Source organism: Enterobacter sp. K16B (assembly GCF_020216105.1).
Classification (GTDB): Bacteria; Pseudomonadota; Gammaproteobacteria; order Enterobacterales; family Enterobacteriaceae; genus Enterobacter; species Enterobacter sichuanensis.
This window is the reverse complement of the sequence record NZ_JAIWJZ010000094.1, coordinates 14,348-28,446: the sequence shown is the minus strand read 5'-3', so window position 1 is coordinate 28,446 and position 14,099 is coordinate 14,348. Positions and strand designations below refer to the sequence as shown.

Here is a 14,099-nt window from a genome sequence, read left to right as displayed (position 1 = left end):
TCATGACGGCTCCAGTGGCCGTCATGAGCGAGAAGCAGCTGTCACATCCATCAATTCAGTAAGCGAATCAAACGTCGGACGCAGTGAAATACCCAGCTCGATTATCCTGGAGTAAATCGAACCGTTTGAATAGTGATCCTGCCCAGCAACGGTGGACACAGCCTTACGCGAGGCTTTGTTCCTCAAATTGCACCGGACTTAGCCCGTAGTTGGGTACACAGGGGACAAATACATGGTGCTGAATGTCTTCTGATGTACGATTGACGTATATCGTCAAAACCCTTACCGTTGTGGTAATAGCCTGTCCATTTTGAGTCGTAATATAACCGCAGCAGCCCATCATCCAGGTGAAATTCTCGCCTAACGGCTTGAGGCTGTTGATGTGTTACCGACTGAGCTAGCGCGCCAACTTGATGCCCCAGCCCATAGGATCACTAAGATTATCAGCGGCAAACGCGAGATTACTAGTAACTCAGCACTACGGCTTGCTCATTGGTTCAGTGATTCTCCGCAGTTCTGGATGCACTTGTAGGCACAGTACGATTTGGAGCTTGTCGAAGCTGAGTTAGGAATAGCTATTAGATCGCTCCCTCCTGGCCCAATTGTTTAAGGTTACAAGATTAATAAACATATGAAGCCTGAACAGGGAAGCTTAATGATGGAGGGGAACAAATCCTTTGCTTACATTAATGAGTGTATTTGGAGGGGAAGTAGCGCATGACTGATACATCCTCAGACATCGTATTCCACTATCCACCGGAGCTGTTCCACCTCTTGGTGGATGTTGTGCCGTTGCTCAACCGCTCTAAACAAGATGTGCTGGTGTTTTTCCGCGGCGCAGGAGTACCTGACAGCATAACTTCTGATATTGCCTTTCACTTGAGGACTGCACCAAAGAATATCAACAAGTACCAGATGGTTCGCACGGTGCTTGAACGCCTCAACGCGAAGGGGGAACACACTCTCCGTGAACGGCGAGAGGTTCTGCGGCGTGTGGTGGACTTTGCGAACTTCGATTCGTGCTGGCCCGCTGACCAACTCAAGGCCAAGGGCCTTGTCGCCAGTATCCGCGAAGTCGTCAACCAAAAAGACGCTTTCACGCGCATGAACAATGCCCGAGAAGAAGAACGGCAAGCCCGACGCGCTGAATTACAGAGGATCGCAGCAGAAAAACGCGATCGCACTGAGAGAATCGAGTGTGCCAAACAGGGTTTATATACATTGTTTGGCACTACTGCGACGGCGCAGGAACGCGGAAAATTGCTGGAGACGGCTCTCAACAACCTTTTTCAAGCCTACGGTGTTCTCATTCGTAAATCCTTCCATTTAGTTGGTGAGGCGGGTGAAGGGATCGTCGAGCAGATTGATGGGATCATTGAACTCGGTGGGGTTCTGTATTTCGTTGAAATGAAGTGGTATCGCAATCCGGTGGGTAAGCCTGAGATTTCAGAGCATCTTGTGAGGCTCATGTCGCGTGCCGAGGTTCGAGGCATCTTCATTTCTGCCAGTGACTACACAGAACCTGCTATTCATACGGTACGTGAATTTCTTCAGCACAAAGTTCTAGTCCTCTCGACGCTTCAGGAGATCATCCGTCTGCTTGAGCGACAAGACGACCTTTCGGAATTCTTCACAAAGAAAGTCCAGGCTGCGCAGATACACAAAAATCCGTACTTCTGCCCACACGATAGCCAAGGAAAAGGTGCGTTATGACGGCGAGTTGGATGGACATCAATAAGCCGCAGAGCCCAGCGACCGTTGTTACGGCCGCTCAGGTGGCGAACGGCCCCATTATGCCGCCGCAGCAAAGGCTACTGACTTACTCACCAGACGAGTGGGAGGGATTCGTCGAGGAATGGGCTTATTACTGTCTCAAGGCGAAGTACAAACACGTCCAGCGTTTCTCTGGGGCTGGCGATATGGGTATCGATGTCGCCGGGTTCGTTGGCGATGAACGCCTTCAGGGGGTGTGGGACAACTTCCAATGTAAGCACTACGGCAATGCCATCAGGCCTAGCGATGTTTGGGTTGAGTTTGGCAAGATCATCTGGTACTCGTACAAAGGTGAATACACGGCACCTCGTCGCTACTACTTTGTTTCGCCACGAGGCGCTGGTACGTCACTTAGCCGCCTATTTTCGAACGCCACAAAGTTGCGTGAGGAATTGTATGCAAACTGGGATAAGCATGTGAAAGATGCGATCACTAGCACACAAGAAGTGTCGCTCGACGTGAAGCTCCGTGCCTATATAGACTCATTCGATTTTACCATCTTCGACGCCAAGACTGCACTTCAGCTTATTGACGCTCACAGAGCCACGCCGGTTCACACAGCGCGCTTTGGTGGTGGACTGCCAACGCGGCCTGCATCCGAAAAGCCGCCCCAAGAAGTTGCCGCCACTGAGAGCCGCTATGTGACCCAGTTGTTCGGCGCATACAGCGAGCACACAGGAACAATAGTGACTGACCCTTCGGCCTTGTCCGTGCCGAAACTCAAGGATCATTTCCGCCGCCAGCGCGAGGCGTTCTACGAGGCTGAGTCGCTGCGGGTCTTCGCACGTGATAGTGTCCCGCCAGGCACATTCGAATCTTTGTTGGATGACATCCATGATGGCGTTATTGACACACATGACGGGAACCATGCCGACGGCTACGAAAAGGTCTGCGCTGTCACCAAGGCCGCCCGCGACATGCAGATTACAGCAAACGCCCTCATAATTTGTACGAACCCCAAGGATAGAGACGGAATCTGCCACCAACTTGTGAATGAGGAGCGTCTTCGGTGGACACGATCATGAGCCAAGTACATAAAACAATTACCTTCAATAGCCCACTTGAGGCTGGTATCCGTGCAGTCTCGATTCTAGGTGCAGCCTACCCGCAAGCCTATGATCTCCAGCGGCTTGTGGCCCTTGACTACCTTCTTGTTCATACAGGTGATATTAACGGACCAGACAATTTGCACCCACCGACACCAATGCCCTCTGCTGAATTGCTCGTGCGCCGCAAATTGGTTGAGCAATCACTGTTTCTGATGATGACCCGCGACCTCGTGGAGCGCGAAGTCACATCTGAGGGAATCAAGTACGGTGCAGGCGAAAATGCTGCAACGTTCCTGTCATTAGTATCTTCCAACTATTTGCTTTCCCTGAAGGAACGTGCTGTATGGCTTGTCGAAACCACTGGTGATCTGACGGATGAACAGTTCAAAAGCATGATGCGCCGTTTCTTCGATAAATGGGTCGAACAGTTCCATGGGACTGAGCAGAGCTTGGGAGGTGAGCTATGACGGCAGTAACTCCCGGCTTACGCTTACGCTTTCTCGGTTTTTTTGGGCCAGAAAAGCCACCCGCAACAGTGACCTTCGGTGCTGGCCTCAATGTTATTTACGGCGCATCGAACACTGGAAAATCTTTCATTGTCGAAGCCATCGACTTCATGTTCGGTGGAAAGCCCCCCCTGCGCGACATCCCTGAGCGTGTTGGCTACGACCTTGTTCTCTTGGGGCTTGAAACCCTTGATGGGGAGTTATTTACTCTCTGGCGCAGTATAGATGGTGGTGGTTTTCGGCTCTACGAAGACTTGCACCAGACGCCACCAACTACTGAAATTCCGTATACGCAGCTTGACGAAAAACACAGCGATAAGAACAGTACGAACCTTTCATCATTCTTGCTGGATCTATGTGGCCTTAGTGGCAAGCGTGTGCGCAAAAACTCCCGGAACGAAACCATTAGCTTGAGCTTTCGCAACATTGCGCGTTTGATGATCGTCGATGAGACGGAGATCACACAACAAAGTTCTCCACTCATCGATGGTAACCCCACCGCCAACACGCCGAACTTGGCTACATTCAAGTTACTTCTAACTGGTGCAGACGACTCCGCATTGGTCGCCACCACTAATAAGAGTGGGCCGGAAGAATTATCGCGCGAGGCACAATTGCGTCTTCTCGCCCAGCTTCTTGACGACTATCGAGAGCGACTCAAGGAGTTGACAAAGAGTCCGGAGGAACTGGAGGAGCAACTTGAGAAGATTGATTTCTCACTTCGTCAACAGGCGGTCCAGGTTAACACCACTGAAGATGAGTTTCAGAAGGCTGCTGGGAAGCGGCGAGAATTGCGCAAGAAACTGGAAGCAAGCCGAGAGGGACGAGCAGAGGTAAGTACGATGCTTGAGCGATTCAGGCTGCTCGACAGACACTACTTGTCCGATATTGAAAGGCTACGTGCTATTGAAGAAGGTGGGACGCTGTTTAGCCTACTAAGTGCCGAGCATTGTCCTCTTTGTGGAGCCGACCCCGATCACCATCGCGCTGATGCTGGGTGTAATGGAGATACTGATGCTGTCGTTCAGGCTGCACGAATGGAGATTGCCAAGATCGAAGTTTTACGCGCAGAACTTGTAGCTACCGTCCAAAGCCTTGAGCGCGAAGGTGCCAGCTTTGATCGCAGAATACCTACTGTTGTTCAAGAGCTGGAGTCAATCTCAGAGTCAGTTGAAGAATTGCTCGCACCCAAGCTCTCGACCCTTCGCAAGTCCTATTCAGACTTTGCCGACAAGCGGGCCCAGGTGCGCGAAGCGCTGGCACTATACGCCACTGTGCAAGACATGGAACGCCGTCGCGCTGCTCTTGAAAAGGGTACTGAAGACGAGAAGGCTGGGGTGGCTGCTAACGCAGATCTATCAACCTCTGTATCCCATAGTTTTGCTAAGACTGTTGAAGGCATACTGACTGGTTGGCACTTCCCTGAGGCTGGGGATGTGTACTTCGATTCCAAGACACGGGACCTTGTCATTGCTGGAAAACCGCGTAGTGCTTTTGGTAAGGGCCTTCGTGCGATTACGCATGCAGCTTTCACCCTCGGGCTGCTTGCTTTCTGCCGTGCGCGTCACACACCACACACGGGATTCGTTGTGCTCGATTCTCCCTTGCTAGCATATAGAGAGCCAGATGGAACGGAATATGATTTAACCGGTACTGACCTTCAAGATCAGTTCTACGCGTATCTTGAGGCACTGCCTAGGGACACACAAGTCATCGTTATTGAGAACACCGACCCGCCTGATGCAATCATGAAGCGTGAGCAATCTCTTATGTTTGGCAAGAACCCGCACCATGGCCGGTACGGTCTTTTCCCATTTATAGCGGATCCTGAGCAATAAATGGACTGAGTCCATGACCGTGGACATGTCCTATCCTCACGACTAGGCCAGTTCGAAGTCCTCCGGCCTGATGCCACCAAGATGGCTGTGGCGTCAGGCCCGATTGTAGAACATTTCAACGTTATCAAAGATATTCGAGTCATTTAAATATTATTACCATGGGTGCTCACCATGCTAGATAGCTGATACTTACAACCCCTGTATCATGGTCGGTAACGAAGATTTCCTATAGTGACAACGACCGACCTGCTTTCTGTCCATCTCTGAAATCGGCCGATGAATCAGTTCCCAGCCTGTATCATTCTGTGTAACAACCACCGGTGTATGGCAGGAGCCACAGACCAGGGGTCTTGCATGCAGGAAAGTGAGTTCATCAACAGCCACCCACTCTCCGTCGGCAGTAATCACATGCTCTGTTGCTCTGAATTTGATAACTATCTTCACCGCTCTCCAGGTACAGAAGGGAATGAGTTACGGCCACCAGGGAGATCAACAGGGCAGGTATCGCCCCTGACGGTTCGGCAGAGCCTACCAGCTCTGCCGTTTTACTAAATCGGGCTAAAATCCCGACCTGTCGGGACGCCTGTAAGGTATATGAGCAGACGAGTAATGTTGGAGGATACCAGAGCCTCGTCAGCAGACCTGTGTTCAGCTTCTTACTGATCCGGATGTCCGCTTTTGGCACAGAGCAGACAACCTACCTGAGTTGAAGGTCCGCTATGAGCGACAAGCAGACGTTCGTATTTGAGTCGCCATAAAACTTGCTCAAAATCTCGTGTTTCAATTAACTGGGAACAGATCAGTGAGGCTTTTTATGGTTCATATCTCCGCACACTGCTTCGTTTCAAGGTCCATAAGCCGTGTAGAAATCTGCCACCCGGGCGACCTCTTGCAAGAGTCGCTTTGCTTAATTTCAGCACTCACTTCGCTCCGGCTGCGGCCTTGCCGTTACCGCTTTGCGTTCTGCTCTAGCCCCGAGTGTTAGTTCTGCTGTTGGGAAGCGAGATTACTCAATCACTGGGTTAACAAAAATGACTTTAATGTTTTCATTAAAACTGCTATTAAAATTTATCAAGAATAAGGAATAAGAAATTTCTGTAATTATTATAATTATGTCTGAGTTTCACAGGATATCGTCGTTAGATGATAAGTGGATTAACTAATTGATTTAGAAGTTTAATTAATCTGTGTAGGGAGGCGCATGAAGCTTGAAGCAATACGTTTATCTGGTTTTCAGTCTTTTGGGTATGAAGCAACAGAACTCAGCCTTGAAGATATAACATATATCATTGGCCCTAATGGTTCAGGTAAAACCGCAGTTCTTCAGGCTTTGTGTCGACTTTTTGCATTCGACCCCGCGTTAAGGCGGATCCAGCGTTCAGATTTCCACGTGCCCTGTGATGAGGAGGACGTTCCGCTTGAGCGCCAGTTGTGGATAGAGGCTGATTTTCTGTTTCCCGAACTGGAAGATGACGAGGACAACAGTACCGTAGCACCCCACTTCAGCCATATGCGACTGGACGAGCCAGATGGGGTTCCGCGCGTGCGTTTTCGCCTAACGGCAACTATGGGGATAGATGGCGACATTGAAGAAGCTCTGGTATATGTTTTGGAAGTTGATGAAGATGAATCACCTCTAAATACCGCTCAGGTTCCACGCTCCGAACGTAATCATATCCATGTACACTATCTGCCTGCCAGACGTGATCCCGCTGACCATATTGCGTACGGTGCGAATGCATTACTCGGGCGTTTACTTCGCGCTGTTCGTTGGGACGATGAGCGTGAAACGATTAAAAGCCTGACCGACCAAATAAGCGTCAGCCTTGCGGCCAATCCCTCGGTGAATGCTTTTAGTGAGATTTTAAAGACAACTTGGGCAAAACTGCATAGGGGTAAATTTTTTGCTGATCCTAAAATTACTTTTGTCGCGTCAGAAATTGAACCGCTGTTAAGGCATCTGTCTGTTTCATTTACCCCAAGTCACGATGGCTCATTTGTAGATTTTTCAAGGCTGAGCGATGGCCAAAAATCCATGCTTTACCTTTCACTTGTGTTATCGTCTCAGGCTATTGGCAAGGCCGTGCTTGCAGAAGAAGATATATCATTTGATCCCGAAAAATTACGTCCTCCGGTCTTCACACTGGTAGCCCTTGAAGAGCCAGAAAACAGCCTTTCCCCACATTATCTGGGACGCATTGTTAACTCCCTGAATGCCATGGTTGGAAACCTAGATGCGCAAGCTCTCATTGCGACGCATGCGCCCACAATGCTGCGCCGGGTAGCACCTGAGTTAATACGTTATCTTCGACTGAATGAGTCACGAGAGACGCAGGTCACTTGTATTAAATTGCCTGATGAAACTGATGAGGCACATAAGTTTGTTAGGGAAGCAGTCCAGGCGTTTCCGGAAATCTATTTTTCACGGCTGGTGGTGCTTGGCGAAGGTGACAGCGAAGAGATTGTGCTGCCACGCTTGCTTCAGGCCAAGGGTGCGCCCGTTGACGAGTCAGCGATCACTGTAGCACCTTTAGGGGGGCGGCATGTAAACCATTTCTGGCGTCTGCTTGCAGCATTAAAGATCCCCTGTTTTACACTGCTTGATCTTGACGTTGCCCGCTATGCGGCAGGGTGGGGAAGAATTAAGTACGTAAACGATCAATTTGCGATACATCAACCAGGGAAAAAACTTCCAGAAGATTACGGAATTCCAAAATGGGATTCTGAAAAATACAAAATTCGGGGCTATGAACATTATCTCGACATGCTTGAAGAGCGCAGCGTATTTTTCTCCTACCCGATGGATTTAGACTTTGCAATGTTACTTGCGTACCCAGAAGCCTATAACGTTGAGGAGGAGAAGCCCGACGATGCAACTATAAAAGCTGTTCTTGGAAAAAGTCATTACGATTCATCCCAGTACAGGGATGATGAATTAGCGCTTTTTAATACCTATCACCAACGTTTCAAGCTCGGCAGTAAACCCGCAGCTCACATTGAGGCGTTAACTCAGCTAAATGATGCTGATCTACTTAAAAACATGCCAGATTCACTGGACAGGCTGGCTGATGCGGTTATTGCCAAACTCACGGAACTGCCAGAATGATTACAGTCGAAGAATGGCAGCCCGCAGATGGATTGATGCTGGAACCTAATGCGAAACGTGCAGCGAAAGCGCGTAAACGTTGCTTGGCACTGACTGCTGGACCGGGGGCGGGTAAGACGGAAATGCTTGCACAGCGTGCTGACTTCCTTTTGCGAACAGGAACGTGTCGATACCCCAAAAGGATTCTGGCGATCTCATTTAAGGTTGATGCCAGCAGAAATCTGGCAGAACGCGTTGAACGCAGGTGTGGAAGATATCTGGCTTCTCGCTTTGACAGTTTTACCTTCCACGCATTTGCCAAACGCATCATAGATCGATTTAGGCCGGTACTTACGGGAGAATATGCCTTAGATGCTGGTTACACCATTGTAGACAAGAAAAGCGGGACGTCTCGTCACGAAATAGCATTCGGCGATCTGGTTCCTTATGCAATTAAAATATTGCAAAAGTCAAAAATAGCCCGAAATGCAATCCGGCAAACTTATAGTGACATTTTCCTTGATGAATTTCAGGACTGCACAAATTTACAATATGACTTGGTAAAAATTGCTTTTAAGGGAACAAAAATTCGACTGACTGCAGTCGGTGACACAAAACAGAAAATTATGGCTTGGGCAGGTGCTCTGGACGGCATTTTCCAGTCCTTCACAAAGGACTTTAATGCGGTGCCGCTCAACATGTATCGCAATTTCCGCTCAAAACCAACTTTGCTGCGTGTTCAGAACGAAATTATTCGTAAGTTAGATCCTGACTCTGTAATGCCTGATGCTCAGCTGGAAGGGGACGAAGGGGAGGTTTTTGCTTGCAAATTTGAAGACAGTCAAACTGAAGCTATCTATCTGGCTGACCTAATTTATGAATGGATTAACACAGAGAAAGTACCTCCAGCTGAAATTGCAGTCCTGATCTCTAAACAACCAGATTTATATGCTGATCACCTCTTCAGAGAGTTAGAGCAACGCGGAATTCCCTACCGCAATGAGCAGCAAATGCAGGACATTACTGTCGAACCAGTGGCTAGGTTAATCGTTGATTACCTATCATGCCTGTATGGACATCGGGAACCTAAAGCCTGGATTCGTCTGATGAATCAGCTGGTTCCCTTTGCTGATGAAGAAATTCAAACCAACGTACGAAAAGATCTTGATCACCTGATTAAAAAGCATCGTAAGGGGGTGTCTGAAGCAAAAAAAACGGACAATCCCTTTTCGGAATGGTGGACATTTAGTCGCGCTTTCTTGAAGCATATAGGTTTACAGATGCTTGTTGCCTTATCGCCTGAATATGAGTCCCATGATCGTCTTAAACAGGTTGTGCGCGATGTTGAAGCACGTATTAAAGATTTACTGAAAATCGAATCTGATTTACCCCTCGCATTAAAACGATTTAGTGATGATCAAGCTGTACGCATTTTGACCATTCACAAAAGCAAAGGATTAGAGTTTGATTCGGTTGTAATCATGGCTATAGAAAATGAGATTTTTTTTGGTGATGAAGAAGAGAATCGCTGTGCGTTTTTTGTCGGTGTTTCGCGAGCAAAGAGACGCCTTATTTTAACGCATACTAACAAGCGTGATGAACCTGCTAATGCCAGATATTGGAAAGTTTTTAGGACTGCTCAAGTAGAGTATTTGGATTATGTACTTCCGTTTGTGAGGTAACGGCCAGTCCCAAAATTACTTATAATTCCACTTTTATTTTCACATGGTTTAGGGCTAAACAGCATTAATTGTTACAATTGGTTATTCTAACATCGCTCAATAATAGATATGGAGTGCCATTTTCAACGTCCGCTCCTGGCACGAAGCGGACGTGTTAACGAAGCTGAAGGTCCGCTGGGAGCGAGGAGCGGAAGTTGCGTACTATCTTTTATGGCATAGTAGTGTAGGCATCCCGCTGAATATGGCATATTCATGTGTAGGAAACATTTGAAAGGAGATAGAGCCAATGTTTCGTGTAGATATAATAAATAAGACACTAATCAAACTGAAACCAACAAACTTCTCGGAACTTGGGCTGAAGGAACGTTTCGATATTCAGGAATGGATCGAAAAAAGCCCGACTATTTTAGGTGAGGAACTACTTGTCATTGGCAAAGAGGTCATCCTTGCCTCTGGTAAGCGCCTTGATTTGCTTTGCGTAAATAAATCGGCAGCACTTGTTGTGGTTGAGTTGAAACGGGATGATTCTGGTTCGTCCGTTGAATGGCAGGCAATAAAGTATGCATCGTATTGCTCAAGTCTCTTGCCTGGTGAGATTTTTAAGCTATACGCGTCCTATTTAAACAAGACTGAATTTGATGCGACTAAAAAAATTGAGGAATTTATTGATGCTGACATTGAGTTACTTAATGCGAAACAGCATATTATTTTGGCCTCAAAAGAGTTTAACTCTGAAGTTATCTCCGCAGTATTATGGTTGCGAGAATATGGCATAGATATTCAATGCACTCGGATCGCTCCATTTATCGATTCTGATGGTGAGCTATTTATCAAGCCGGAAACAATTATTCCGTTGCCGGAGGCTAAAGATTATATTGAACGAAAAGAAGTTAAGCAAAGAACAATTGCTTCTAATCAAGATGAATGGACTGGTAGTTGGTTCGTGAATGTGGGCGAATGCGAGTATCGAACTTGGGACGATAACAGACAATTTGGCTTTATTGGTGCAGGTCAAGGGAAGGTGTATTCATCTGCACTTAATCGTCTTGCAGTTGGTGACAAAATTTATGCTTACATGAAGGGATGCGGTTACGTCGGCTTTGGGGAAGTGACCAAACCAGCAGTTATGATTCGCGATTTCATGACTGATTCGAATGTTCCTCTACTCTCCGCAGGATTGAAAGCGGAACACCCAAACGCAAACTCTGACAATGAAGAGCTTTCCGAATGGGTTGTTGGTGTTCGTTGGATCAAGTCTCTTCCGAGAGAACAGGCGAAAACATTTTCTGGCATCTTCGCGAACCAAAATATCGTCTGTAAATTGCGGCATGAGCAGACATTAAAATTTGTGCAATCTGAATTCGGTCAGTAAGCACTGATTTCAGCGAGTTCGCTGTTGGCATTAAGCGAACGAGTTGGCTGAACTGAAGATCCGCTGTGAGCGATCTGCGGTCATTCATTTCCAGAGCCCTAATAGCAAACAACTTTGCCAATTTGTGGATCACGCCTGTTCTGCAAAACAATTTTAATTGATGAATTAAAGTAACCGTAGTGTTTAGCCAGGCTCATCGCATATCGTTTTTATGTCGTCAAAACTTAAGGTTGATTTGCACCTCAACCATAAGGACGAAGTATGTCAGTTAAAAAACGTATAGCCATTACCGGTGCTTCAGGAAAAATTGGCAGGGTAACTGTAGAGCGGCTCGAGAAAGCGGGTTATGACCTGTTCCTCATAGATAAAAAAGATCCGCTAACTGTTGCCCATCCTGCGATGATTGCAGATCTAGAGGATTTTGGTGCAACAATCGACGCGCTTTCCTCCGTAGGAGAAGACGTTTACTCACGACCCGAGCAGGCAGCCTTTGATGCCGTTGTTCACCTCGCCAGTATTCCGCATCCTCGTATGATCCCGGATTCTGACGAATTCAGAAATAATATGCTTTCTACGTTCAACGTTTTTGAAGCATCACGACGTCTGGGAATTAAAAATATTGTCTGGTCATCAAGCGAGGTTCCTACCGGCGTTCCTTACGATCAATGGAATGCCCCATATGTTCCTGTTGATGAAAACTACCCGGCCCGGGGGCTCAGCATTTATGCGCTGACTAAAGTGCTGGGTGAAGAAATGGCCCGTCAGTTCTGTCTTAACAACGCTGATATGCGGATTACCTGTCTGCGGCTTTCTAACGTTATGGCACCGGAGGAATATGCACAGTTCGAAAGCTGGCAGGATGACCCGACCGTCAGGCTATGGAACATGTGGGCCTATGTTGACGTACGGGACGTTGCCCACGCTATTGAGAAAGCACTCGAATATGAGGTCAGAGGTAAAGATGAGTTCTTTATTACCAGCGACATCACCTGCATGCGAACCCCTACACAGGAACTCCTCGATCGCTACTATCCCGATGTTGAACAACGTAAAAAATTTGTGGGTAATGAATCCGTGCTGAGCAGTGAAAAGGCAATGCGAGTCCTGGGTTACCGCCCGGCATACCGCTGGACCGACAGCGTCTGATGGTTACTTCCTTTCTTTGCTACCGGCCTGTAGAAGGTCGGTCAGTCCGCTCAACTGGAGAATCGTATGAATGAGAAAAAACTGGCACTCATAACTGGTGCGAGTAACGGTATCGGCCTGGCGCTTGCTGAAGAGTTTGCGGCTAACGGATACGATCTTGCCATCGTGGCGAGGGATGAAAAAAAACTATCGGTTGCCCGGGAACATCTGCAAAAACACTTTTCAGTTAACGTCCACGCCTTCAGTGCTGACCTGAGTGAATATGACCAGATAACTGACCTGCAGGCCAGAATGGATACGGCCGGTTTAAACCTCAGTGCGCTGGTCATCAACGCTGGCCAGGGCCTCGGCGGCGCCTTTAATGGTGGTACCGATCTTGATAAAGAGCTCAGGCTAATACGGCTTAACGTTGATGCTGTGGTCCATCTTTCTAAAATATTTATTCCCCGGCTCGTTGAAAAGGGCAATGGACACGTTCTTATCACCTCCTCGCTCTCCGGCTCGGCGCCAATACCTTTCGAAGCGGTTTACGGGGCGTCGAAGGCTTTCGTCAATTCCTTCTTTTACGCCATACGTAACGAGCTGATGGGAAGCGGTTTATCGATGACGCTTCTGATGCCCGGGGCAACGGAAACCAATTTCTTCAAAAATGCAGGACAGGCAGACACGACAGTAGGATCCATGAAAAAGGATGATCCAAAAGAAGTGGCAAAACGTGCTTGGTATGCCCTGATGACAGGACATGAATTTGTCTACGGCAGTGAATATGCCGAGTATGAAGGCGAGGTGATGAACAGAATGATGAGTGAGTCACACAAGGCTCAGCGTCACCGCATCATTTCTGAACCCGATTCTGCCATGAAAAAGTAAATCAGCACGGCGCAGGGCATCAGCCCAGCGCCTCCTTCAGCAGGGTAAATACAACACCAAAAGCATGGTTGCTGACGGCCTCGTCGTAATACGTTTTGCCCGGAACATCGGCCCTGGGGTAGGTATAAGAATGAACCGCGCCGGCATAGCTCGTCAGCTGAAAATCACATCCGCAGGATGCCATTTCGCCGGCGAAAGCTTGTATCTGCTCTGTTGTTACAAAAGGATCGCTGGCCCCGTTTAATACAGCGATCTTGCCCATGATATTCCCTTTCTCCGCGGGGATACGCGTATCAAGCGTACCGTGAAAACATGCCGTGAGAGCCAGAGGCGCTCCGCTGCGCGCCAGTTCGAGAACGCAATGCCCGCCATAACAGAACCCTACTGCAGCGAGCTTTTCCGCATTTACGAACCGGAGCTCAGCCAGTCGAGCCAGCGCTGCGTTGAGTATGAGCCGCTCGGCCGGCGAGTCCTTAATAGAATGCATACACTTAGCTGCCTCCTCTGCCGAGTCGGGCAGATGGCCGTACATATCGGCAACGAGCACAACGTAGCCTTTTTTTGCAATGGTGCGCGCATGTTCAATGCTTGATGCTGCGGTACCCATCATATTCGGGGCGAGAAGAATACCGGGAAGCGTTGCATTCCTGGAATTGCGAATTAGTACACCCCTAAAGGTTTTTTCCACTGCCCGGTAGTGAATAAATTCTTCAGTAAGCGGCATCGCTCTGGCCTCAGTAAGTTTCTGCTATCCCGGCAACCCGCCACTGTGCAGGCT

General features: G+C 48.3%; 10 protein-coding genes and 1 pseudogene. 10 read left to right on the top strand and 1 reads right to left on the bottom strand.

Annotation, left to right across the window (positions count from 1 at the left end; translation table 11 throughout):
• Positions 1 to 379: 379 nt before the first annotated feature.
• The 10 genes and pseudogenes from LDK53_RS23065 to LDK53_RS17060 form a co-directional block, all read left to right on the top strand.
• A pseudogene (locus LDK53_RS23065) lies at positions 380 to 532 on the top strand (helix-turn-helix transcriptional regulator); the annotation flags it as partial.
• 185 nt (positions 533 to 717) lie between these two features.
• A complete protein-coding gene (locus LDK53_RS17100) occupies positions 718 to 1,713 on the top strand; it encodes a restriction endonuclease (RefSeq protein ID WP_050870277.1) in 996 nt (331 codons plus the stop codon).
• Entirely contained in the window at positions 1,710 to 2,798 is a 1,089-nt protein-coding gene (locus LDK53_RS17095) for an ABC-three component system protein (RefSeq protein WP_050870279.1), read from the top strand. The genes LDK53_RS17100 and LDK53_RS17095 overlap by 4 nt, the downstream gene beginning before the upstream one ends.
• Positions 2,783 to 3,289, top strand: a complete 507-nt coding sequence (locus tag LDK53_RS17090; protein WP_114268983.1) for an ABC-three component system middle component 2 — start codon at positions 2,783 to 2,785, stop codon at positions 3,287 to 3,289. Before LDK53_RS17095 ends, LDK53_RS17090 begins: the two co-directional genes overlap by 16 nt.
• Complete coding sequence (locus tag LDK53_RS17085) at positions 3,286 to 5,166, top strand: AAA family ATPase (protein ID WP_050870280.1); 1,881 nt, start codon at positions 3,286 to 3,288, stop codon at positions 5,164 to 5,166. The genes LDK53_RS17090 and LDK53_RS17085 overlap by 4 nt, the downstream gene beginning before the upstream one ends.
• Positions 5,167 to 6,367: 1,201 nt before the next feature.
• Complete coding sequence (locus LDK53_RS17080; RefSeq protein ID WP_050870282.1) at positions 6,368 to 8,272, top strand: ATP-dependent nuclease; 1,905 nt, start codon at positions 6,368 to 6,370, stop codon at positions 8,270 to 8,272.
• Positions 8,269 to 9,933, top strand: a complete 1,665-nt coding sequence (locus LDK53_RS17075; protein ID WP_114268982.1) for a UvrD-helicase domain-containing protein — start codon at positions 8,269 to 8,271, stop codon at positions 9,931 to 9,933. Before LDK53_RS17080 ends, LDK53_RS17075 begins: the two co-directional genes overlap by 4 nt.
• A gap of 286 nt (positions 9,934 to 10,219) precedes the next feature.
• Positions 10,220 to 11,305: a hypothetical protein gene (locus LDK53_RS17070; RefSeq protein WP_050870285.1), complete on the top strand. Its 1,086-nt coding sequence runs from the start codon at positions 10,220 to 10,222 to the stop codon at positions 11,303 to 11,305.
• A gap of 261 nt (positions 11,306 to 11,566) precedes the next feature.
• Complete coding sequence (locus LDK53_RS17065) at positions 11,567 to 12,451, top strand: NAD-dependent epimerase/dehydratase family protein (RefSeq protein WP_050870287.1); 885 nt, start codon at positions 11,567 to 11,569, stop codon at positions 12,449 to 12,451.
• 66 nt (positions 12,452 to 12,517) lie between these two features.
• On the top strand, positions 12,518 to 13,321 hold the full coding sequence (locus LDK53_RS17060; RefSeq protein ID WP_050870289.1) for an SDR family NAD(P)-dependent oxidoreductase: 804 nt from the start codon (positions 12,518 to 12,520) through the stop codon (positions 13,319 to 13,321).
• A gap of 19 nt (positions 13,322 to 13,340) precedes the next feature.
• On the opposite strand, the gene LDK53_RS17055 is transcribed toward LDK53_RS17060, so the two are convergent.
• Positions 13,341 to 14,045: a dienelactone hydrolase family protein gene (locus LDK53_RS17055; protein ID WP_050870291.1), complete on the bottom strand. Its 705-nt coding sequence runs from the start codon at positions 14,043 to 14,045 to the stop codon at positions 13,341 to 13,343.
• Positions 14,046 to 14,099: the final 54 nt, after the last annotated feature.

Coding starts and splice junctions, on each gene's coding strand:
- LDK53_RS17100 (WP_050870277.1), top strand. CDS start 718: ATGACTGATACATCCTCAGACATCGTATTCCACTATCCACCGGAGCTG.
- LDK53_RS17095 (WP_050870279.1), top strand. CDS start 1,710: ATGACGGCGAGTTGGATGGACATCAATAAGCCGCAGAGCCCAGCGACC.
- LDK53_RS17085 (WP_050870280.1), top strand. CDS start 3,286: ATGACGGCAGTAACTCCCGGCTTACGCTTACGCTTTCTCGGTTTTTTT.
- LDK53_RS17080 (WP_050870282.1), top strand. CDS start 6,368: ATGAAGCTTGAAGCAATACGTTTATCTGGTTTTCAGTCTTTTGGGTAT.
- LDK53_RS17075 (WP_114268982.1), top strand. CDS start 8,269: ATGATTACAGTCGAAGAATGGCAGCCCGCAGATGGATTGATGCTGGAA.
- LDK53_RS17070 (WP_050870285.1), top strand. CDS start 10,220: ATGTTTCGTGTAGATATAATAAATAAGACACTAATCAAACTGAAACCA.
- LDK53_RS17065 (WP_050870287.1), top strand. CDS start 11,567: ATGTCAGTTAAAAAACGTATAGCCATTACCGGTGCTTCAGGAAAAATT.
- LDK53_RS17060 (WP_050870289.1), top strand. CDS start 12,518: ATGAATGAGAAAAAACTGGCACTCATAACTGGTGCGAGTAACGGTATC.
- LDK53_RS17055 (WP_050870291.1), bottom strand. CDS start 14,045: ATGCCGCTTACTGAAGAATTTATTCACTACCGGGCAGTGGAAAAAACC.